Source organism: Chitinophaga sp. H8, from assembly GCF_040567655.1.
Taxonomy (GTDB): domain Bacteria; phylum Bacteroidota; class Bacteroidia; order Chitinophagales; family Chitinophagaceae; genus Chitinophaga; species Chitinophaga defluvii.
This window is the reverse complement of the sequence record NZ_JBEXAC010000002.1, coordinates 1,602,407-1,623,760: the sequence shown is the minus strand read 5'-3', so window position 1 is coordinate 1,623,760 and position 21,354 is coordinate 1,602,407. Positions and strand designations below refer to the sequence as shown.

Sequence of the window (21,354 nt, the reverse complement as noted above, 5' to 3'; positions counted from 1 at the left end):
AGGAAAGTTATTAATTGAGTTTGAAAGGAACAATCATCTGGAACTCAGGTATTTTTACCTCGAAGAGTTTCTTGTCCAGCTGATTTTCAATCTGATAGTGGCCGTACATTTTACCTATTTCTGTACGGAGGTTGGAACCGGATACGTATTGGTAGCTTTCGCCAGGTGCCAGCAAGGGTTGTACCCCTACCACTCCTTCGCCTTCCACTTCACGGCGGGTGCCGTTGGAATCGATGATATACCAGTGACGGCGCAGTAATTTGATGGGAAAGGTATTATTATTCTCAATAGTAATGCGGTAGGCAAACATAAACTCACTTCCAATAGGATTAGAATAATCCGGTTGGTAGAACGTTTCCACGCTGATGGTTATACCCTCTGTTACCTTCTTTACCATAGAGCAGCCTTTGACGTAAAAATAAGGAAAATAAATCCAGCTGGGGGAAAAATTATGCGTCCTTGGAACACTTTAACGAATTTTTAAACAATTTCAACATCCAGCAGGATATCCGGATTTGTTTCCGCCTCCCTGGCCGCAACTTCAAACCGGTTGTTGTAATAGCCCACCCGCCTGTATTCCCGGATATATTTCCATAAAAAAACGAGTAGTCCATACTGCCGGAATTGTTTAACATGGCATATCTCATGACGCACCCACCCCTGGCTGGCAAGGAACTCCCGGCGCGTAGTACCATATAAATAAATAGTACTACCCACTACCATAGCCACCTGGCTGCTGCCCAACTTACGGGCAGCTCTGCGGGCTAACCAGGAGTTTTCTTTTATATAACAGGTTATTTTTTCCAATCTTTCTTACCAAATAACGAAAATCTCCGGGAAATATTGAAACCCCACCGGAACTGTCCCTGTAACCAGGAAGTAGTTGTTTCCGGAATAAACTGGTTTTCCAGTATCGCCGTTGAGTTCGTAAAGGTAATCTGAAATACGTGACCACCCGTTTCTATTTCTATCCCTATCCCCAGGGGATTATAGTAGGTGGTACCTGTAGATTTCAGGTAGTCTTTGCTTTCCTGGCTCCGGAAAGGATAGAAATATTCCCCGAGCAGGCCCACCCGCTTGGACAATTTCAATCTGGCAGCCATTCCGAGGGCAAACATATTATTTACATCCATATAAGCCACCCGGTTACGGTGTACATAGGTAGGCAATAAGGTAACCGATACCAGCTTGCCAAATTTCCGGGATACAATGGCCTGGCTAACATAGGATAGCCTTTCATTAAAACTATCAAAATGGCTGGCATCGCTCTCTATGTCACTGGAGGGCATCCCGCTCACCACCATATTACCAAACAATGCCAGGGAAACCGGGATGTGATTATCTGTAGTTTGATGCAAGAGCCGGTATTTCACCAACCCCTCATATAACTGTTGCAGTGCACCTGATCCTTTACTACGGCTTATGCCTATCATCAGGTTATCTGAAATACCATATTCGAAAGCAATGCGGATATCGCTGGAATTGTCTGTACCAAAGAATGTTTTAGAGCCACCAAACTCCCCACCAGCGTCTCCAAAGCGGTGGGTAACCCTGAAGTCCAGTTCGTGTTTCTTTAACAGTTCTGTAGAATGTCCCTGGATGATACGAGTGGTTTTGTAAGTACCGGTAACAGGCTCATGCTGTGCAGCAGGAAGCGCCACCACTTTCGAGAGATCGTCCTGTGCCTGGCAATAGGTACTGATGCAGCAACAGCATAATAAAAGGCGGAATGCGGTCATAAAATTTGTCATGGATATATGCATGAATCAATTGATATTTATTTCAATACAGGATCATAATTGGCCGTAACGGTTACCTCCACTACCTCTGCTACATTTTTTACTACCAGGCTGGGGATTTTGATGTGATGATCTGCTATCCGCACTTTGAACTTAGCATTCGCCAGCAGTTTCCCTTTTTCAACAGTAATGGATCCCTTCTCCCGGTAGTTTTTATCCACGCCATGCATAGAGAGTGTTCCATCTACCGTTACTTCGTAGGTACCAGGTTGGGTCAGGTCTACTTCTTCTGCTATTTTTCCTTTAAACTCAGCATACGGATATCTCTCTGTTTCCAGGTAGTTCTCATTAAAGTGTTCCTGCATCAGTTTTTTCCTGAACTGGAATGTATTTACAGGCACTTTAAAATAGATGACTTTCGTTTTAATGTTGAGTGCAGAAACGCCCTTATCTGTTTTAGCCTCAATGTCTTCCAGCGGAGCTGATGAGAAGAAGCTGAAGCCTGCATTTTTGCAGGAATAGATATCCTGCGAAATAGCAGGTATGCCCAACAGGATACTGGCAATAAATACAAAACAGTATTTCATGTTTACCACTTTAATAGTTCATCATTCGGAGTACATTACCATACTATCCTCCGACAGACCACGGTTTAATCCGGCATACCCTTCGCTATCCAGCAGGCCAGGGAATCGCGCATACCCCTGCTGAGTGGCGGGTATGTTTGAGATTGGGGCATATCAGCCTGAGCACTGGTAACCCGCAATTCAAAAATGCTTTTATGGCTGTTCACATATGCCTTCAGCCTGGCAAGCGTAGCAAAGTCGGCCACTTCCGGGGAATTACCTCCGGGATGACAGCCACGGTTACTGCAATTGGTTTGTATCACCGCAAATGCGTAATCTGATGTGATATTGGCAGTACTGCAATTAACAGAAGAGCCTGCTCCGGCAGGTTGTGGAGCCTCTTTGTTGGTACATGCCATCAGCATAGCCAGCAAAAAGGATAGGAGAAATACTTTCATAGTTGCCACTGGTTTAAAAAACGAATACACCGCGTTGCTGGTGCACTGTTCCAGGTAAGGATACGGTACTTACAGGTAAATAGTTGCCTGACGCATTAAATATAAGCTGGCTTTGTTACTTTTGCAATCAAACACGCTTACCGTGAATATTGAACAACTCTACAGCATATACCGGCAATATCCTTCCGTGCAAACGGATACGCGCAAACTAAAAGCCAATGACATCTTCTTTGCCCTCAAAGGAGATAATTTCAATGGCAATGTCTATGCAGAAAAAGCCCTGGAACTAGGCGCAGCATTTGCAGTAATCGATGATGCTGCCTATTTTACCGTTCCGGATAAAATGATGCTGGTAGACGACGTTTTGCATGCCCTGCAACAGCTGGCATTACATCATCGTAATCAGTTCAATATTCCTTTCCTTGCCATTACAGGCACTAACGGAAAAACGACTACGAAGGAGCTGGTCAAAGCAGCTTTATCTGCCTCCTTTAAGACTTACGCCACGCAAGGCAATCTGAACAATCATATCGGTGTACCGCTGACTATTTTAAGTATTGGGGATGATGTGGAGGTAGCGGTAATTGAGATGGGTGCCAACCACCAGCATGAAATTGAAAGTTATTGCCTGATCGCCAGGCCTACCCATGGCATCATTACCAATATAGGGAAGGCTCACCTGGAAGGCTTTGGCAGTGAGGAAGGGGTGAAAAAGGCCAAGGGAGAATTGTTTGATTACCTGCGGGCAAATAACGGCGCTGTATTCATTTGTACAGACCATCCTTATCTGGTGGATATGAGCCGGGGGATAAAAACAATCATTACCTACGGGAAGGACCACGCAGATTATACCGGCCAACCGGTGGCAGACGCAGCCTTTTTAGGGGTACAGCCAACCGGCAAGCAGGAAATAGGCTTCATCCAAACCAACCTGGTAGGCGCTTATAATTTCCCTAACGTGATGGCGGCAGTAGCAGTAGCCCATCATTTTGGCGTTCCGTCGGAAAAAATAGCCCCCGCTATTGCTGCTTATGTACCTGCCAATAATCGTTCACAGATCATACAGCAAGGTAGCAATACAATTATCATGGATGCCTATAACGCCAATCCATCCAGTATGAAGGCGGCTATAGAAAACTTTGCCGGCATTACTGCCCCGCAAAAAGTACTGTTGCTGGGAGCGATGATGGAATTAGGAGCCGATAGTGTAAAGGAACATCAGGCTATTGCAGACCTGCTTCAAAAAGCGCATTGGCATGCAGTAGTATTGGTAGGAGGGGATTTCAGCAAGATACAACATCCCTATATTTATCTGGAAGATGCCGCAGCAGCCACTGCATGGTTGCAACAACAACAATTTACCAATACCTATATATTGGTTAAAGGATCCAGAAGTGTTGGAATGGAAAAAGTAATCCAGGCCTGATTGGCAAATAATAGTTTTAAAACAAAAAGCAGTTTTAAAAAGAGACCTGCAAGCTAAAAAACCCGCAGGTGTTCATAACCTATGCCAACTTTAGAGTTTCTTTACAAGGTGCGTTAACCTCATTAACTTACTGCACATAGCCACACCTTTATATAATTTCTTTAAAAACGGATTTGTATTGATTTGAGGAACTGAATACGTCTGGTATAGTTTTCATATCAAGGATCACGGATTTCAACAGGTATTATTCGGTTCTCAAGGAATTTAAAGTCGTTTTTTAATATTGTTATTTTGATTGACGCCTCTTCAACAATTGCTACAATGATATCTACGAGTATGGATTTACTTTGGATTGCTAAAATGGAAAATATTTTTTCACGACTCCATATGAACTGGTAATCAATAAGTTAATAAGTAAAATTATTTATACAAGGGAGGGCTATACAGGAGTTACACAGGTTTTTTTGCCATTTTGGGGATTGGTGATCCGGGTTAAAAGTGGTTTTAAGACAGTCACAATGGATTTTACAGGATAATCCGGCTTTCTCCGGCACCTATTTGATCTCCTGGCACAGTTCAATCAGCACCCCATTGGTAGTTTTAGGATGCAGGAAACACACCAGCTTATTATCAGCACCTAATGTAGGTTCCTGCTGCAATAAGGTAAACCCTTCCTCCGAAAGCCTTTTCATTTCAGCTTTAATATCAGCCACTTCGAATGCAATATGATGGATCCCTTCTCCCCGTTTATTGATAAAGCGCTCAATAATACTACCGGGCAACATAGACTCCAATAATTCAATCTTTGTTTCTCCCTGCTGGAAAAAAGCGGTTTGCACCTGCTCACTGCCTATCACCTCCTGTTTATAACAAGGAGCATTCAGCAGTTTTTCAAACAAAGGGATAGATATATCCAGCGATTTCACTGCTATACCAATATGTTCCACTCTAAGCATGATAAAGATTTAATAGGCATAATTTGTATGTCAAACAGATGATCATGTTCTCCTCATACCTTTGTGTAACGCCAGTTTTCAATAAACAATTTCTATCCCTGTATCGGAATATACAATACCCCTAACCCGGTAAAAATAGAACGAATGTCGTAAATTCGTGTTGATTTCGTAATTACATAAAGAGAATAATAAATATGTTAAAGCTGCCTATTTACCTCGACAACAATGCGACTACCCCTTGTGACCCAAGAGTAGTAGAGGCAATGCTACCATATTTCACTGAAATGTTTGGTAATGCAGCCAGTCGTAACCATCCATTCGGGTGGGCAGCCGAGGAAGCGGTGGACTATGCCCGTGAGCAGGTAGCCAAACTGATAGGCGCTGATCCGAAGGAAATCATTTTTACTTCCGGCGCTACAGAAGCAGATAACCTGGCCCTTAAAGGTGTATACGAAATGTATGCTTCCAAAGGCAATCATATTATTACTACAGATATTGAACATAAAGCGGTATTGGATACCTGCAAACACCTTGAAAAACAAGGTGCGCAGATTACCTACCTTAAAGTAGACAGCGAAGGCCTGATTAATCTGAAAGAGCTGGAAGCTGCTATTACACCACAAACGATATTGGTAGCCATCATGTATGGCAATAATGAAATTGGCGTGATCAATCCTATCCGTGAAATCAGCGCTATTGCCAAAAGACATGGGGTACTGGTGATGACGGATGCCACTCAGGCCGTAGGTAAAATACCCATTGACGTAAATAAAGATGGTATAGACCTGATGGCTTTCAGTGCACATAAAATGTATGGCCCCAAAGGTATTGGTGCATTGTATGTACGCCGCAAATCTCCCCGTGTAAAAGTAACCGCGCAAATGGATGGCGGTGGTCATGAAAGGGGGATGCGCTCCGGCACACTGAATGTAACCGGTATTGTAGGTTTTGGTAAAGCGTGTGAGCTCTGCAGGCTGGAAATGGATGAAGAAGCCAAGCGGTTGTCAGTAATGAGGGATCGTCTGGAAAAGGCATTATTGCAACTGGAAGAGTCTTATGTAAATGGGTCTACTGCCCACCGTTTACCTCATGTAAGCAATATCTCTTTTAAGTATGTAGAAGGAGAAGGACTGATGATGGGCTTTAACAAAACCATTGCGCTTTCTTCCGGCTCCGCCTGTACTTCTGCCTCACTAGAGCCCAGCTATGTACTAAAAGCCCTTGGTTTAGGAGATGACCTGGCACATTCTTCACTTCGTTTTGGCCTGGGACGGTTTACCACGGATGAACAAATTGACTATACCATTCAGGCTGTAACAGACACTGTCAATAAATTACGTGACATGAGTCCTTTATGGGAAATGTTCAAAGACGGTGTAGACCTGAATGCCATTGAATGGGCCCACCATTAAAACAAGGGATGTTCTTAAAAATTAACATTATAAATCAATCATAAATATGGCTTATTCGGAAAAAGTACTTGATCATTACAATAATCCAAAGAATGTAGGCACGCTGGACAAAAGCAAAGCTACCGTGGGTACTGGTCTGGTGGGTGCACCGGAATGTGGAGATGTGATGCGTTTGCAGATCGAAGTAGATCCTGCTACCAGGATTATTACAGATGCCAAGTTCAAAACCTTTGGATGTGGTTCTGCTATTGCGTCTTCTTCCCTGGCTACTGAATGGTTAAAAGGTAAAAGCATTGATGAAGCGGTACAGATAGACAACATGGATATCGTAGAAGAATTAAATCTTCCACCGGTAAAAATCCACTGTTCTGTATTAGCCGAGGATGCCATTAAAGCTGCGATCAATGACTACCGCCAGAAAAACGGGCTGGAAGTATTACAGTTTGAAGAAAGCATAGTACACTAAACAACACTGGCAAACAACCAGGTGTGCAGCGCCGGGTACAGGCAACTGATCCGGCTCCTGTAGAAGTTTTCTCCCAATCCGGATAGCCCAACAACACTATATTAATTAATACGCCTGGTTCACAGCATCTCACTGCCTGCCAGGCATAATACCGCCGGTAGCCAAGCTCCGGCGGTATTTTTTTGTGTATAAGCCCCCGCTATCGTCCATCGACTATTTAATATATATTTGTAGTTTTAGTAATTCTTTACCTGATCCTACATGCTCGCCATCTTTAAAAAAGAGATAAACCAGTTTTTCAGCAGTATTACCGGCTATGTAGCTATCATTCTTTTTTTGCTGGCAAATGGGTTGTTGCTTTTTGTATTTCCGGACACCAGCCTGCTGGATGCCGGCTATGCCAATCTGGATCCGCTTTTTGAGCTGGCCCCCATGATCTACCTGTTGCTTATACCAGCGATTACCATGCGCAGCTTTGCAGATGAATACAAAACGGGTACCATGGAGCTGCTCAGCACCAAACCGCTTACCTGGTGGCAGATTGTAATGGGAAAATTCTGGGCCAGCCTGCTGATTGTACTGATCTCCTTATTACCAACATTCGTATATTATTTTGCCATACAGCAGCTGAGCGCTACTCCGGTACGTTTGGATACCGGTGGCATCACTGGTTCCTACATCGGCCTCTTTTTGTTGGGCGCTATATTTACAGCTATCGGCTGCTGGGCCTCTTCTCTTTCCAATAATGCCGTAGTGGCTTTTTTAGTGGCTGTATTTACCTGCTTTATATTCTACAACGGTTTTGATGCATTGAGCAAGCTAACTGTTTTTACCGGTGGGGCTGATTACTACCTGCAAATGGCGGGCATTAAGTTTCATTATACTTCCATCAGCCGTGGAGTAATAGATAGCCGGGATGTGGTATATTTTATCAGCGTAACAGGCTTTATACTTTACCTGTCCAAAATATCCCTGCAACGAAAAATCTGGCAATAAGGAAAAGTGTAAATGACGGGACTGTCATTCGTAATTGATCATTCGCAATGGAACAGATGCAAACAACGAAACGGAAAAAATATATACAACGCGCTGCTTTGGTGGTGTTGCTGCTCGCCGGGGTAAACATTGCGGCTTCTTACCTGCATGGGCGCTGGGACCTGACTGCTGAAAAAAGATATACACTTACTCCCAGTACCAAACAATTGCTCCGGGGGCTGGACAGTACCGTTACCATTGAAGTATTTCTAAAAGGGGATTATCCCGCCAGTTTCCGCCAGTTGGCGCAATCCACTCAGGAAATGCTCGATGAGTTCCGGGAGTATGGAAAACAACATATTCAGTTTGCTTTTGTAAGTCCTGGGCAGGGGATGACAGATTCTGCACGTATGGCCTTTCAGGGAGAGTTGGTAGCACAGGGTATTATGCCTTTTAACCTTAAAGTACAGCAGGAAGCCAATGAAGGATATGCGGAAAAAATGATCTTCCCTGGTGCCCTACTCCATTACAAAGGAAAAACGATGGGTATTAACCTCCTGAAAAGCCAGGGCGGACAAAACCCCATGGAAACCATGACCAATTCCGAGGCATTGCTGGAATATCAGTTTGCCAATGCTATTTATAAGCTACAGCAAAAAGAAAAACCACTGGTAGGGTACATGCTGGGCAATGGTGAAACACTGGGTGCTGAAATCTATGATGCGCTGAATACCCTGCAAAACAATTACCTGCTGGATACCCTCACCCTGCAAAGCACCGCTTACATTCCAAAAGATTTTGATGTACTGTTATTCGCCCGGCCATCTGAACGGTTTAGTGATGCCGACAAGCTGAAAATCGATCAGTATGTCATGAATGGCGGTAAGATACTCTGGTTCCTGGATGTATTGAATGCCTCGATGGACAGTTTGCAGCTGCATAATGAGTTTATCGCTTTTGACCAGGGCTTAAACCTGGAAGACCTGCTGTTTCGCTATGGCGTGCGGATCAACCAGGACCTGGTACAGGACCTGCAATGTGATATAGTACCGCTGGTAGTTGGGCATGTGGGCAACCAGCCACAGATCCAGCCAGTACCTTTCCCCTATTTTCCGTTGCTGGTTCCCACAGGAGCACATCCCATTGTTAAAAACCTGGACATGGTGCTCAGCCGCTTTACCAGCTCCATAGATACCATTAAAAGTGAAAATGTACATAAAACGATCCTCCTGACCACTTCCCGCAACAGCCGTACTGTAAAAACACCTGTGCAGATCAATTGGGATGTGGTGAAAGCAAGACCTAATCCCAGAGAGTTCCGGCAATCATTTATACCTACAGCCGTATTAATGGAAGGTAGTTTTACTTCCCTTTTCCGTAACCGGCTGGATCAGGCAGCCCAAAATGAAATACTGCGGTTATCGGGCCAGCCTTATAAAGCGGTGGCGGACACATCTAATAAGATGATTGTAGTGAGCGACGGGGAAGTCATTGCCAATGCTGTTTCCCGCAAGAATGGCCCATTGCAGATGGGAGTGAATGAATTTAACCAGGAGTTTGTATTTGCCAATAAAGAATTTTTCCTGAATTGTCTGGAATACCTGACCAATACCACCAGTATTATGGAAAGCCGCAATAAGGAACTTACCCTGCGTTTGCTGGATGCAGAAAAAGTAAAGCAGGAAAAAACCAAGTGGCAGGCTATCTGTTTCTTATTACCCATTGGCATCGTATTACTTTTTGCCATGATATTTCAATTTGTACGGCAGCGAAAATTTGGAAAGTAAGCCATAGGCCTGCCTCAAAAACCTTATCTTTGCCCCTCACCAAATCCTGACGGATTCATGATAACTGCGCAGTGGACGTATGCTACCCCCGGCATTGTGACCGTATCGGCACTGGTTTCATGCCTGAATGTAGCTGCAGAAGATCCGCCAAATGTACCCCTGAAACTGGCCGATGCTACGTTGCCCGCTTTTTTTAACAAAAAAGAAAGCATTCCCATAGACGCAAAAAACTGAAAAAGCGTTCATTAATATTTTGGTGACCAGCCAACTAATTATTCAAATCTGAGAAAAGTGTATAACGCAGAAAGTATCAACAAAATCCTGAAAGGAGAATTGTTGCAACAGACCGGATTTCCTGAAATAGAACATCTTTTATTGGATAGCCGGAAAATGAGTTTTCCGGAAACATCCCTGTTTATACCGTTGGTAAGCGCACGCCGTAATGCTCATCAGTACATGGAAGAACTGTATCGCAAAGGAGTGAGTAACTTTGTGGTAAGTGAACAGATTGCCCTGGAAAATTTCCCTAAAGCCAATATCATACTGGTAAAAGACACCTTGCAGGCATTACATGCCCTGGTGGCATATCATCGCCAGCAATTCCACATTCCGGTTATAGGTATTACGGGCAGTAATGGTAAGACCATTATTAAAGAATGGCTTTATCAGCTGCTGGAAAAAGATTATAATATTGTTCGCAGCCCTAAAAGCTACAATTCACAGATCGGTGTGCCGCTGTCTGTTTGGCAAATGAAGCCGGAGCATCAGCTGGCTATCTTTGAAGCCGGCATTTCCCAGCCTGGTGAGATGGTGAACCTGGAAAAGATCATCCGCCCCAATATTGGCATTTTTACCAATATTGGTGAGGCCCACAATGAAGGCTTCCTTAATATCCGTCAAAAAATAAATGAAAAACTGGTACTGTTTGCCAAAAGCGAACTGCTGATTTACTGTAAGGACTATCTTGTATTAAACGAATGTGTCCTTACCTTTCATGCCCAGTTTGGCAAAAAAGATAATCAGGAAGGGCACCAATTGCTCTCCTGGTCCAGGAAAACAGATGCAGACCTCCGTATTACCACCGTTGAGAAGGGAGACACTCATACCAGCATTGAGGCTTTATACAAACAAGCACATACTTTATCTATCCGCATTCCATTTGTAGACGAGGGCTCTATTGAAAATGCGATTCACTGCTGGGCTATTATGCTTCACCTGGGGATGGAAGCAACCGTGATTCAGCAACGGATGGAGTTGCTGAGCAACATTGCTATGCGCCTGGAGCTAAAACAGGGTATTAATAACTGCTCTGTTATCAATGACAGCTATAGCCTGGATTTAGGCTCACTGACTATTGCGCTCGACTTCTTACAGCAGCAGCAACAGCATCCCACCCGTACGGTGATCCTGAGTGATATTTTGCAAAGCGGTAAAGGAGAGGCCTCCCTGTATGAGGAGGTAGCCAGCCTTTTACAGAAGAAGGGGGTACAGAAGTTAATTGCCATCGGCAAAAATATTTCCCGTGAGAAAAAATGTTTTCAGCAGATCCCTGACCTGAAGACACAGTTTTTCAATACTACAGATGAATTCATTCAGCAGTTCAACTCTGCTGAATTCCAGCATGAAACCATCCTGGTGAAGGGTGCCCGCGTTTTTGAATTTGAACGTATAGGTAAACTGCTTGAACAAAAAGCGCATCAGACCATTCTTGAAATCAATCTGAGTGCCATCGCACATAATGTGCAGCAATACCAGGCATTGTTAAAACCGGGTACGCGGCTGATGGCCATGGTAAAAGCATTTTCCTATGGCAGTGGCAGCTTTGAAATTGCCAACCTGCTTCAATTCCATGGAGTGGATTACCTGGCGGTGGCGTATGCTGATGAAGGGGTAGAGCTAAGGAGAGCTGGCATCACCATGCCGATCATGGTCATGAACCCGGAGCCAAGCACCTTTGATGCCATCCTGCATTGGAACCTGGAGCCTGAAATTTATTCCATGCAGATCTTACTCCAGTTTGAAGAGGAAGTGAGTGCAGCAGGTAAAACGCAATTCCCCATCCACATTAAGCTGGATACAGGGATGCACCGGCTTGGCTTTGAGAAGAAACATATTCCTGAACTGGCAAAAATACTTACAGAAAATACCCTGCTGAAGGTGCAATCTATTTTCAGCCACCTGGCTGCCAGTGAGGATCCGGCAAAAGACAGCCTCACACAGCAACAGGGCCGTCTGTTTTTTGACATGAGCCATGAATTACAGAAAGCACTGGGCTATGCGGTGATCCGCCATATTTCCAATAGTGCTGCCATTGCGCGTCATCCTGATCTGCAGCTGGATATGGTAAGACTGGGGATTGGCATGTATGGCATTGATAGCAGCAAGGAAATGAAGGATAAGCTGCGTAATGTAAGTACACTAAAAACAACTATCGCACAGCTCAAACACCTGGAAGCAGGAGATACCGTAGGTTATGGAGCCACCTGGGAAGCCAAAGGTCCGGCTACCATCGCTACCGTTCGTATAGGCTATGCAGATGGCTATCCCCGCCGCCTGGCAAATGGAAAAGGTAAAATGCTGATACATGGAAAGCTGGCCCCTGTAGTAGGCGTTGTGGCCATGGATATGCTCATGCTGGACGTGACACATATTCCTGAAGCGATGGAAGGCGATGAGGTGATTGTATTTGGACAAGACTTATCCGTACACTTATTATCCACCTGGGCAGATACTATTCCCTATGAAATACTCACCGGCATATCCCAAAGGGTAAAGCGTGTCTATTTCCAGGAATAACCGGCTGGGGGCTACCAGAGAGGCATTATCCGGCTTTTGTTACAATATGTTAAAAGCAGATTACCAAAAGCTAAAACCTCGTTAATGGCTAGTTTCTTTCAAATAAACCATTATTTTTGACAAAATTTAAAAGACCTTGAAATATCGTCACGTAATACTGATCGTAGTACTGATTTTAGTGATAGACCAGGCTGTAAAGATCTGGGTGAAGACACATATGTACATGCAGCAGGAAATCCCTGTTTTTCCTAACTGGTTTTTTATTCATTTCATTGAGAATGAGGGGATGGCCTACGGTCTTAAGTTTGGTGGGGAATTTGGCAAGATCATACTTACCCTGTTCCGCCTAATAGCGGTAATAGTTGGTTTTGTATATATGAAGAAACTGATTGCTGAAAAGTACAGCCGGGGTTTGCTCATCTGTGGTTCCCTGATACTGGCGGGTGCGACAGGCAACCTGATAGACAGCATGTTTTATGGAATGATATTCAATGATAGCCTGGGATATAATGTTGCCCAGCTTTTCCCTAAAGAGGGTGGCTATGGAACCTTCCTGCATGGACGTGTGGTAGATATGCTCTATTTTCCCATCTACGAAGGCGTATTGCCCAAATGGATCCCGTTTAAGGGTGGAGACACTTTTATCTTTTTCAGGCCTGTATTTAATATTGCAGATGCTGCTATCTCTACAGGTGTCATTACCATTCTGCTGTTTCAAAAACGCTTTTTTGGCCGGCATATGGAACCTAAAGAATCTACGAATAGCATTGCAAGCGACACTGCAGCTTAATATTACTACTATACATTATTGCCGGGGCTGACCAAAAATGGTCAGCCCTTATTTATTCGGGCACTCCATTCCAGCCTCATAAATCATTGATTTTAAGCCTCTTTTATTCATCTACTGCTACATAGTTTCAGCATCCTGTTTGTCCTGGCCCTAATTAATCCCATCCATTACTTTGAAATAAAAGAATACCGTATTATATTTGTCTACTATTTCTATAGACTAATAGTATTATAGTATTAGTGTTACCAAATAAAATCAATATGCATAACGAGGAAATAGAACTCATAGAACGCGAAACAGCCAGTGTGGGTGCGCAGGAGGTACTGATAGACCTCGTTAATGAAGATAATAAGCAAAAGAAGGGTTTGTGGTTGCTCATCGGGTTACTGACCAGCATTACGCTGGCCGGATTATGGTATACTTATTATTACCATGTGCCGGAAGCTACACAAGGCCAGGTAAGTGCTTTTATCCAATCCGTTTTCACACAGGAACTTTTGTTTTACATCCTGGTGGGATTAGCTGCACAAACAGTAGATGGCGCATTAGGAATGGCTTATGGCGCCACTTCTTCTTCGCTCCTGTTGGGGCTGGGCATACCTCCTGCCATTACCAGTGCCAGTGTACATGTGGCAGAAGTATTTACTACCGGAGCTTCAGGCATTGCCCACTTCAAATTGGGGAACGTTAATAAAAAGCTCTTTCTCTACTTATTGATACCAGGTATGACGGGGGCTATTATCGGTGCTTATCTGTTGTCTAATAAAATAGATGGAGATGCTATCAAACCATATATCAGCGCTTACCTGATGATATTGGGCGTTATTGTTTTACGCAAGGCCTTTCAATCCAACAAGGCAAAAAGTAAAACCAAACGGTTGGGGCCGCTGGCATTCTTTGGTGGCTTCATGGATGCTATTGGTGGCGGTGGCTGGGGCCCTATTGTTACCTCTACTTTACTGAGCAAAGGCAGAACCGTTCATTATACCATCGGTTCTGTAAATGCAGCAGAGTTTTTTATTACCATAGCCAGTGCCAGTACCTTTCTGGTATTTACGGGGGTTGACAGCTGGCAGGTGATCATAGGCCTGATCATTGGCGGTGTAATAGCAGCCCCATTTGCAGCGATACTCGTGCGGAAGTTAAAACGTAAGCCTATTATGATCATTGTAGGCTTGCTGGTCATCCTCATGAGCTTACGGAATATCATTTCCACCTTTTTCTGATAACAGCAAATGACTATAATGCAAAAGCGGCTGGTACAATATGTACCAGCCGCTTTTGCATAGTAATATTTTCATCATGCTGTTACTTCATTCAGGAGCTGTTTTCCATTTATAAAACTGCTGATATTGCCCAGCGTAGTATCTGCAATCTGTGTCAATGCCTCCTGTGTAAAGAATCCCTGATGCGCAGTAATTAATACATTGGGAAAGGTCATCAGTCTGGAAATAATATCATCCAGAATAATACTACCGGAGTGATCATGAAAAAACAGCTGCTCTTCCTGCTCATACACATCAATTCCGAGGGCACCGATATGACCGTTTTTAAGTCCTTCTATCACTGCTTTTGTATCAATCAATGCCCCTCTGCTGGTATTGATCAAGGTGGCCCCACGCTTCATCGTAGCAATAGTAGCTGCATTGATCAGGTGGTGAGTGGCATCCATCAGCGGGCAATGTAGGGAGATGATATCACTGTTTGCCAGCAGGGTATCTACTGCAACATACGCTACTCCTGCGGCGACCAATGACGGATCACTTTTCACATCATAGGCCAGTACCTTACAACCAAATCCCAGCATGATTTTACAAAACACTGCCCCAATATTTCCTGTACCTATCACACCTACTGTTTTCTGGTAGAGGTCAAATCCCTCCAGTCCGTTGAGCGTAAAATTATTATCACGTATACGGCTATTGGCTTTGCATATTTTCCTGTTTAATGCCAACAACAGGGTTATTGCATGTTCTGCTACCGCATGCGGTGAATAGGCCGGCACTCTCACGACTTTGATGCCCAATGCAGCAGCTGTTTTCAGGTCTACATTATTAAAGCCTGCGCAACGAAGCGCAATCAGCTTCACGCCTTTTTTATGAAGCAGCTGTAATACGGCTGCATTCACCTGGTCATTCACAAATACACACACAATGGTTTCATCCTTTACCAATGCGGTGTTATCCTCATTTAGGGGATATTCGAGGAAGCGCAGCTCGTAATTATGTGACTGATTGGAGGCGGTAAAATAGCGCTGGTCGTAGGGCTGGGCACTATAGAAAAGTATCTTCATACGGGGTAGCGTTGACAGGTTATAAAAGAGGCTGTCCCAGATGTGCGGAACAGCCTTTGCTGGTATCTTGTTTATGATAAATGCTTATTTAATTTCACCTACCATTTTGCTTGGATCTACCCATGCATCAAACTCTTCCGGCGTAACATATCCCAGTTTCACCGCCATTTCTTTCAGGGTAGTACCTTCCTTGTGTGCCTTCTGGGCAATTTCTGCTGCTTTGTAGTAACCAATATGCGTGTTCAGTGCAGTTACCAGCATCAGGGAATTGTCCACATGTTTTTTGATATTGGCAGTAATAGGCTCTAATCCTTCTGCACATTTATCGTTAAAGCTAACACAGCCATCACCGATCAGTCTGGCAGAGTGCAGGAAATTGTAGATCATAACCGGCTTAAATACATTCAGTTCAAAATGCCCGTTTGCACCACCAACACTGATAGCTACATCGTTGCCCATTACCTGCGCCGCAATCATGGTAAGCGCTTCACATTGGGTGGGGTTTACTTTACCTGGCATGATAGAGGAGCCTGGTTCATTATCCGGAATATGTAATTCTCCGATACCTGAACGTGGGCCTGAGCTAAGCATGCGGATGTCGTTGGCTATTTTCATGAGGCTCACCGCTACTGTTTTCAGTGCCCCGTGTGTTTCTACAATCGCATCGTGTGCTGCCAGTGCTTCAAATTTATTTTCGGCAGTTGCAAATGGCAGGCCTGTTAATGCAGCGATATGTTTAGCTACATTTTCAGCATATCCCTTAGGCGTATTGATACCGGTACCTACGGCAGTACCACCCAGGGCCAATTCGCTCAGGTGTGCCAGAGTATTATTGATAGCACGCAAACCGTGATCCAGTTGAGATACATATCCGCTCAGCTCCTGTCCTACCGTAAGCGGGGTAGCATCCATAAAATGTGTACGGCCGATTTTTACCACATGCATAAATGCAGCCGCCTTTTTAGCTAATGTATCCCGCAGTTTTTTGATACCGGGAATGGTTGTTTCCACCAGCATTTTATAAGCAGCGATGTGCATAGCAGTAGGAAACGTATCATTGGATGATTGTGATTTATTCACGTCATCATTAGGGTGGATCACTTTATCTTTATCGGTCAGCTGACCTCCATTGAGCACATGAGCGCGGTAAGCCACTACTTCATTCACGTTCATGTTGGATTGGGTACCTGAGCCCGTCTGCCATACTACCAATGGAAATTCGTTATCCAGTTTACCTTCCAGTATTTCATCACACACTTTACCGATCAGGTCAGCCTTTTCTTTAGGCAACACCCCTGCATCCAGGTTAGTCAGTGCAGCCGCCTTTTTCAGGTAGGCAAAAGCACGGATAATTTCCTTAGGCATCCGGTTAATATCCTGCGCAATCCTGAAATTGTCAATGGAGCGCTGTGTTTGAGCACCATAGTACGCACTTGCAGGCACCTGCACTTCACCCATGGTATCTTTCTCTATTCTATGTTCCATATTCTTTGAACTTTTAAGACTACAAACCTACATATCAATTACGAAATATCAGCTACGAATTTCTGATATCCTCCTGTTATTCTCCGGTAAAGCGGGCGGGTCTTTTTTCAATAAAAGCGGCTGCACCTTCCTGCAGGTCTTTGGTAGCAAAGCAGGCTGCAAATTCGGCGATCTCTGTTTCATAACCATCCACGTCCTTATCCAGGGCAGCATTGGCACATTTTACCACGCGGGCTATTGCCAACGGGGCTTTCTTATGTATTTTCTGCAGCAGCGCTTTCGCTTTATCCAGGAGTTCCTCCTGTTTTACCACATGATTTACCAGCCCCCATGTTTGTGCTTCTTCTGCCGAGAGCATATCTCCCGTCATCATCAGTTCGATCGCTTTTCCTTTACCTACCAGCTGCGTTAAGCGCTGCGTACCTCCATATCCAGGGATCAGACCCAGGTTTACTTCCGGTTGTCCAAATCTGGCATTTTCACTGGCTATACGAAAATGGCAAGCCATTGCCAGTTCACATCCGCCACCCAGAGCAAAGCCGTTTACAGCTGCAATAAATGGTTTAGGACACTCTGCGATCCGCTGAAATATCACATGGCCTTTCTTGGCCAGGTCTGCCCCTTCGGCGGCCGACAGCTTTAAAAACTCCCCTATATCTGCACCTGCCACAAAGGCCTTATCCCCTGTACCTGTCAGTATTGCGCTTTTAATATCCTTCCTGGTATACACCTCATCTACCGCCAGCCCCAGTTCCTGCATCACTGTTTGATTCAGTGCATTCATCTTATCCGGCCTGTTAACAGCAATGATATAAACATCCTCAACAAGCTTTGTACTTAAAGTATGGTACATGATTTTCCGGTTTTGATTTATCCTCTAATTTAAGTGATAATCAAACGCTAACAAAAAAAGCAGGCCAGGCCTGCTTTTAACGGAATCATGTATCGGGGTGTATTAATATATTTCTACCTCTGTATGCTTTCCTTTTTTATCCTGGGTGGTGTTATATCTGAACCCATGCCTATGCCGTTTTCTGTCTTTGTAGTAATCCATCCTGCCAAAGTCGTAGCTCAGGGTAACAAAGAGCAGTTTGGCATCCAGTTGTTCATAGGGCTTTACTTTAGCTCCGCCCACTGTTTGTGAGAAATCATGGTTAAAGAAATCATTCAGGTAGTATTGTACTTTCAGGCCAAAGCCAGGGAAGGTTCTGATACCCGCGAAAACGGAGGGCATCAGTAAGGGGGTACGGTCGCTGAACCACTCATTAAACTTCTTTTTCTTCATACCATCCTGGAACTGTTTTTCCTTATAGTTAAATGCGAGGTCGCATTCAGCACCGCCAAAGAAAAAGAAGCGGCCTTTTTTCACATCGCCGATTTTAAATCCTACGGGAACGCCAAGGGTATATACCCGGCGCTTTAGTTTGATGGAATCATTTTCTTTGGTGATCAGTCCGATGTTCTTGATATTAATCCCTGTAAACAGGCCAAAGCTGTTTCCCAGGTCATAATTAAAATTGGTACCTACATTAAAAAAGACCGTAAACCGGGGAATATTACGGATATGGACATTGTTATCCTTTACATTGGCAAAGGAGAGCAGGCCACCATTTCCTCCCCAGGAGGTGTATATTCCTTTTTTGTGCTGGGGGTATTCGCCGAAGGTGTGTTTTATCCAGACGCGGCCGGGTTTTACGGTATCTTCCTGCTGTGCCCATAAGCACAGGGGGGCAAACAGGAGGGTAAGCAAAGCATGGGAAAGCTTACGTTTCATAAGTGTTATTTTTAGACGGTAGTTGATCTTATCAAGACTAAAGACGACCCGGCAGACAAAATGTTACGGCTGTATCCCTTCTTTTCTAAAAATTCCTGTTTGCAGCTACCCAGTCAGTGATATAACTGGCAATATCATGCGTATGGGTACCGGGCGGGAATAAGGTACCTACCCCCATTCCCTGCAATTCCTGCATATCTGTTTCCGGAATAATGCCGCCTCCGGTAAGCAGTACATCATTCATACCCTTTTCTTTCATGAGGGTAATAATTTTGGGGAATACTGTCATATGGGCGCCGGAAAGGATACTGACGCCGATGGCATCCACATCTTCCTGCAGCGCTGCGTTTACCACCATTTCAGGTGTCTGGCGCAGGCCGGTGTAAATCACTTCCATACCGGCATCGCGGAGGGCAGATGCAATAACTTTGGCGCCACGATCGTGACCGTCCAGTCCTACTTTAGCTACCAAAACGCGTACAGGGCGTTTTAATGGGTTGACCATACCATTCTGTTGTTAAGGTTGTAAATGTACGGAAATAGCTGTTAGCCACCCCCTAAAACCTAATAGCTGTTAGCTTCCAGCTATTTCTTACCTTTGTCGTCCTGAAAAACGTATTTTTTTTATGAGCGAAGAGAAACCTCTCAATTTTATAGAACAAATCATTGAAGAAGATGTAGCCAATGGGGTAAATGGCGGGCGGGTGCACACCCGGTTTCCACCCGAACCCAATGGTTATCTGCATATAGGCCATGCCAAATCCATTTGCCTGAACTTTGGCCTGGCCAATAAGTTCAATGGTAAAACCAACCTGCGCTTTGACGATACCAATCCGGTAACGGAGGATACAGAGTATGTAGACTCTATCAAGGCTGATATACGCTGGCTGGGGTTTGAGTGGGCTAATGAGCTGTATGCTTCTGATTATTTTGACCAATTATATGCCTTTGCCGTACAGCTGATAGAAAAAGGGCTGGCTTATGTGGAAGATGCTACTGCTGAAGAGATCGCCACCATGAAGGGTTCTCCTACCGTTCCGGGTAAGCCTACGCCTGCCCGCAGCCGTTCTGTAGCAGAGAACCTCGATCTGTTTGAGCGTATGCGCAAGGGCGAATTCCAGGACGGGGAAAAGGTGTTAAGGGCCAAGATGGACCTGGCATCTCCCAATATGCACCTGCGTGACCCGTTGATGTACCGCATTAAACATGCCCCTCATCACCGTACCGGTAACAAGTGGTGCATTTACCCTATGTATGATTTTGCGCACGGGCAAAGTGATAGTATTGAACAGATCACACACTCCGTATGTACACTGGAGTTTATACCTCACCGTCCGCTATACGACTGGTTCATTGAGCAATTGGGGATCTTCCCATCCCGTCAGTATGAATTTGCCCGCTTTAATCTTACCTATACGGTAATGAGCAAACGTAAGCTGAAACAACTGGTAGAAGAAGGTTTTGTAAATGGCTGGGATGACCCCCGTATGCCTACGCTCAGTGGATTACGCCGCCGTGGATATACTGCTACCAGCATACGTACGCTTTGCGAAGAACGTACCGGTGTACAGAAAAGGGATAATCTGATGATAGACCTGAGTCTGCTGGAATTCTGTATCCGGGAGGAACTGAATAAAACGGCCAACCGGGTAATGGCGGTACTGGATCCGGTAAAACTGGTGATCACCAACTATCCGGAAGGTAAGACCGAAGAACTGATCTCCGAAAATAATCCGGAAGATGCCAGTGCAGGTCATCGTACCCTCCCGTTCAGCAATACCCTGTATATAGAGCGGGAAGATTTTATGGAGAACCCACCTAAGAAGTTCTTCCGTTTAGGACCAGGTCTGATGGTGCGTTTGAAACATGCCTATATCGTTAAATGCGATAGCTTTGAAAAGGATGCCAACGGACAGGTAACTACTATTTATTGCAGTTATATTCCGGAGAGCAAGAGCAGTGCAGATACCAGTGGTATCAATGTAAAAGGCACCCTGCACTGGGTAAGCGTGGCACATGCTGCTACTGCCGAAGTGCGCTTATACGACCGGCTGTTTAAGGCGGAAAACCCCAGCAATGAAGAGGGCGATTTTAAAGCGTATATCAACCCTGACTCTTTGCATATAGTTGAGAAGGCTTACATTGAGCCGAGCCTGCTGCAAGCCAAGCCAGGTGACCGCTTCCAGTTCCTGCGCAAAGGATATTTCACGGTAGATCCGGATTCCAGCAATGATAAGATTGTATTTAACCGTACAGTTACCTTAAAGGATGCCTGGGCTAAGGAAACTTCCAAAGGAAGATAATAAAACCCAAAGGGGGTTCCATTGCTGGAACCCCCTTTGGGTTTTTAAGCTGTTAGCCTTTAGCTATTAGCTCTTAGCCTAATGCAGCGAATTAAGGTTATAAATGTATAAATGTGGCTGAGGGCACA

21 protein-coding genes are annotated in these 21,354 nt (G+C 44.6%); 10 read left to right on the top strand and 11 right to left on the bottom strand.

What is annotated here, in order from left to right:
* Nucleotides 1-10: 10 nt before the first annotated feature.
* The 5 genes from apaG to ABR189_RS20465 form a co-directional block, all read right to left on the bottom strand.
* Nucleotides 11-397, bottom strand: coding sequence for a Co2+/Mg2+ efflux facilitator ApaG/CorD (apaG, locus tag ABR189_RS20485; RefSeq protein WP_354662341.1), 387 nt, complete (start codon nt 395-397; stop codon nt 11-13).
* An 83-nt stretch (nt 398-480) separates the two neighbouring features.
* Nucleotides 481-807, bottom strand: coding sequence for a DUF4157 domain-containing protein (locus ABR189_RS20480; RefSeq protein WP_354662340.1), 327 nt, complete (start codon nt 805-807; stop codon nt 481-483).
* Nucleotides 795-1,739 (bottom strand): DUF5777 family beta-barrel protein, encoded by a 945-nt coding sequence (locus tag ABR189_RS20475; RefSeq protein WP_354662339.1) that lies wholly within the window; start codon nt 1,737-1,739, stop codon nt 795-797. Before ABR189_RS20475 ends, ABR189_RS20480 begins: the two co-directional genes overlap by 13 nt.
* Before the next feature lie 38 nt (nt 1,740-1,777).
* A complete protein-coding gene (locus tag ABR189_RS20470; RefSeq protein WP_354662338.1) occupies nt 1,778-2,326 on the bottom strand; it encodes a YceI family protein in 549 nt (182 codons plus the stop codon).
* Between the two features lie 65 nt (nt 2,327-2,391).
* Complete coding sequence (locus tag ABR189_RS20465; RefSeq protein ID WP_354662337.1) at nt 2,392-2,763, bottom strand: hypothetical protein; 372 nt, start codon at nt 2,761-2,763, stop codon at nt 2,392-2,394.
* A 142-nt stretch (nt 2,764-2,905) separates the two neighbouring features.
* Between ABR189_RS20465 and ABR189_RS20460 the strand changes: the two genes are divergently transcribed.
* On the top strand, nt 2,906-4,189 hold the full coding sequence (locus ABR189_RS20460; protein WP_354662336.1) for a UDP-N-acetylmuramoyl-tripeptide--D-alanyl-D-alanine ligase: 1,284 nt from the start codon (nt 2,906-2,908) through the stop codon (nt 4,187-4,189).
* Between the two features lie 554 nt (nt 4,190-4,743).
* On the opposite strand, the gene mce is transcribed toward ABR189_RS20460, so the two are convergent.
* On the bottom strand, nt 4,744-5,145 hold the full coding sequence (mce, locus tag ABR189_RS20455; protein ID WP_354662335.1) for a methylmalonyl-CoA epimerase: 402 nt from the start codon (nt 5,143-5,145) through the stop codon (nt 4,744-4,746).
* 194 nt (nt 5,146-5,339) lie between these two features.
* Here mce and ABR189_RS20450 point away from each other — a divergent pair, with 194 nt between their 5' ends.
* The 8 genes from ABR189_RS20450 (at nt 5,340) to ABR189_RS20415 (ending at nt 14,597) form a co-directional block, all read left to right on the top strand.
* Nucleotides 5,340-6,557: an IscS subfamily cysteine desulfurase gene (locus ABR189_RS20450; RefSeq protein ID WP_354662334.1), complete on the top strand. Its 1,218-nt coding sequence runs from the start codon at nt 5,340-5,342 to the stop codon at nt 6,555-6,557.
* A gap of 46 nt (nt 6,558-6,603) precedes the next feature.
* Nucleotides 6,604-7,023 carry a Fe-S cluster assembly scaffold IscU gene (gene iscU, locus ABR189_RS20445; RefSeq protein ID WP_354662333.1) on the top strand — a complete coding sequence of 140 codons (420 nt, stop codon included), beginning with the start codon at nt 6,604-6,606 and terminating at the stop codon, nt 7,021-7,023.
* Between the two features lie 261 nt (nt 7,024-7,284).
* Complete coding sequence (gene gldF / locus ABR189_RS20440) at nt 7,285-8,019, top strand: gliding motility-associated ABC transporter permease subunit GldF (protein ID WP_354662332.1); 735 nt, start codon at nt 7,285-7,287, stop codon at nt 8,017-8,019.
* 47 nt (nt 8,020-8,066) lie between these two features.
* Nucleotides 8,067-9,785 (top strand): gliding motility-associated ABC transporter substrate-binding protein GldG, encoded by a 1,719-nt coding sequence (gene gldG, locus ABR189_RS20435; protein WP_354662331.1) that lies wholly within the window; start codon nt 8,067-8,069, stop codon nt 9,783-9,785.
* A gap of 57 nt (nt 9,786-9,842) precedes the next feature.
* On the top strand, nt 9,843-10,019 hold the full coding sequence (locus ABR189_RS20430; RefSeq protein ID WP_354662330.1) for a hypothetical protein: 177 nt from the start codon (nt 9,843-9,845) through the stop codon (nt 10,017-10,019).
* A 57-nt stretch (nt 10,020-10,076) separates the two neighbouring features.
* Nucleotides 10,077-12,581 carry a bifunctional UDP-N-acetylmuramoyl-tripeptide:D-alanyl-D-alanine ligase/alanine racemase gene (locus ABR189_RS20425; protein WP_354662329.1) on the top strand — a complete coding sequence of 835 codons (2,505 nt, stop codon included), beginning with the start codon at nt 10,077-10,079 and terminating at the stop codon, nt 12,579-12,581.
* A gap of 136 nt (nt 12,582-12,717) precedes the next feature.
* Nucleotides 12,718-13,371 (top strand): lipoprotein signal peptidase, encoded by a 654-nt coding sequence (locus ABR189_RS20420; RefSeq protein WP_354662328.1) that lies wholly within the window; start codon nt 12,718-12,720, stop codon nt 13,369-13,371.
* 260 nt (nt 13,372-13,631) lie between these two features.
* Nucleotides 13,632-14,597: a sulfite exporter TauE/SafE family protein gene (locus ABR189_RS20415; RefSeq protein WP_354662327.1), complete on the top strand. Its 966-nt coding sequence runs from the start codon at nt 13,632-13,634 to the stop codon at nt 14,595-14,597.
* A gap of 74 nt (nt 14,598-14,671) precedes the next feature.
* Here ABR189_RS20415 and ABR189_RS20410 read toward each other — a convergent pair whose 3' ends face one another.
* The 5 genes from ABR189_RS20410 to ABR189_RS20390 all read right to left on the bottom strand — a co-directional run bounded on the left by ABR189_RS20410 (nt 14,672) and on the right by ABR189_RS20390 (nt 19,428).
* Complete coding sequence (locus ABR189_RS20410) at nt 14,672-15,664, bottom strand: 2-hydroxyacid dehydrogenase (protein WP_354662326.1); 993 nt, start codon at nt 15,662-15,664, stop codon at nt 14,672-14,674.
* 84 nt (nt 15,665-15,748) lie between these two features.
* Nucleotides 15,749-17,149, bottom strand: coding sequence for a class II fumarate hydratase (gene fumC, locus ABR189_RS20405; protein ID WP_354662325.1), 1,401 nt, complete (start codon nt 17,147-17,149; stop codon nt 15,749-15,751).
* Between the two features lie 76 nt (nt 17,150-17,225).
* Entirely contained in the window at nt 17,226-18,002 is a 777-nt protein-coding gene (locus ABR189_RS20400; protein ID WP_354662324.1) for an enoyl-CoA hydratase/isomerase family protein, read from the bottom strand.
* 102 nt (nt 18,003-18,104) lie between these two features.
* Nucleotides 18,105-18,923 carry an outer membrane beta-barrel protein gene (locus ABR189_RS20395; RefSeq protein WP_354662323.1) on the bottom strand — a complete coding sequence of 273 codons (819 nt, stop codon included), beginning with the start codon at nt 18,921-18,923 and terminating at the stop codon, nt 18,105-18,107.
* A gap of 85 nt (nt 18,924-19,008) precedes the next feature.
* Entirely contained in the window at nt 19,009-19,428 is a 420-nt protein-coding gene (locus ABR189_RS20390) for a cobalamin B12-binding domain-containing protein (protein ID WP_354662322.1), read from the bottom strand.
* Between the two features lie 121 nt (nt 19,429-19,549).
* Between ABR189_RS20390 and ABR189_RS20385 the strand changes: the two genes are divergently transcribed.
* The gene (locus tag ABR189_RS20385; protein WP_354662321.1) at nt 19,550-21,226 is read left to right on the top strand and encodes a glutamine--tRNA ligase/YqeY domain fusion protein; all 1,677 of its coding nucleotides are present in this window, start codon (nt 19,550-19,552) and stop codon (nt 21,224-21,226) included.
* The last annotated feature ends 128 nt before the right edge of the window (nt 21,227-21,354 follow it).

Bases quoted from the DNA above. Each gene is read 5' to 3' on its own strand.
- apaG (WP_354662341.1), bottom strand. From the start codon at position 397: ATGGTAAAGAAGGTAACAGAGGGTATAACCATCAGCGTGGAAACGTTC.
- ABR189_RS20475 (WP_354662339.1), bottom strand. From the start codon at position 1,739: ATGACCGCATTCCGCCTTTTATTATGCTGTTGCTGCATCAGTACCTAT.
- ABR189_RS20470 (WP_354662338.1), bottom strand. From the start codon at position 2,326: ATGAAATACTGTTTTGTATTTATTGCCAGTATCCTGTTGGGCATACCT.
- ABR189_RS20465 (WP_354662337.1), bottom strand. From the start codon at position 2,763: ATGAAAGTATTTCTCCTATCCTTTTTGCTGGCTATGCTGATGGCATGT.
- mce (WP_354662335.1), bottom strand. From the start codon at position 5,145: ATGCTTAGAGTGGAACATATTGGTATAGCAGTGAAATCGCTGGATATA.
- ABR189_RS20450 (WP_354662334.1), top strand. From the start codon at position 5,340: ATGTTAAAGCTGCCTATTTACCTCGACAACAATGCGACTACCCCTTGT.
- iscU (WP_354662333.1), top strand. From the start codon at position 6,604: ATGGCTTATTCGGAAAAAGTACTTGATCATTACAATAATCCAAAGAAT.
- gldF (WP_354662332.1), top strand. From the start codon at position 7,285: ATGCTCGCCATCTTTAAAAAAGAGATAAACCAGTTTTTCAGCAGTATT.
- gldG (WP_354662331.1), top strand. From the start codon at position 8,067: ATGGAACAGATGCAAACAACGAAACGGAAAAAATATATACAACGCGCT.
- ABR189_RS20430 (WP_354662330.1), top strand. From the start codon at position 9,843: ATGATAACTGCGCAGTGGACGTATGCTACCCCCGGCATTGTGACCGTA.
- ABR189_RS20415 (WP_354662327.1), top strand. From the start codon at position 13,632: ATGCATAACGAGGAAATAGAACTCATAGAACGCGAAACAGCCAGTGTG.
- ABR189_RS20410 (WP_354662326.1), bottom strand. From the start codon at position 15,664: ATGAAGATACTTTTCTATAGTGCCCAGCCCTACGACCAGCGCTATTTT.
- fumC (WP_354662325.1), bottom strand. From the start codon at position 17,149: ATGGAACATAGAATAGAGAAAGATACCATGGGTGAAGTGCAGGTGCCT.
- ABR189_RS20400 (WP_354662324.1), bottom strand. From the start codon at position 18,002: ATGTACCATACTTTAAGTACAAAGCTTGTTGAGGATGTTTATATCATT.
- ABR189_RS20395 (WP_354662323.1), bottom strand. From the start codon at position 18,923: ATGAAACGTAAGCTTTCCCATGCTTTGCTTACCCTCCTGTTTGCCCCC.
- ABR189_RS20390 (WP_354662322.1), bottom strand. From the start codon at position 19,428: ATGGTCAACCCATTAAAACGCCCTGTACGCGTTTTGGTAGCTAAAGTA.
- ABR189_RS20385 (WP_354662321.1), top strand. From the start codon at position 19,550: ATGAGCGAAGAGAAACCTCTCAATTTTATAGAACAAATCATTGAAGAA.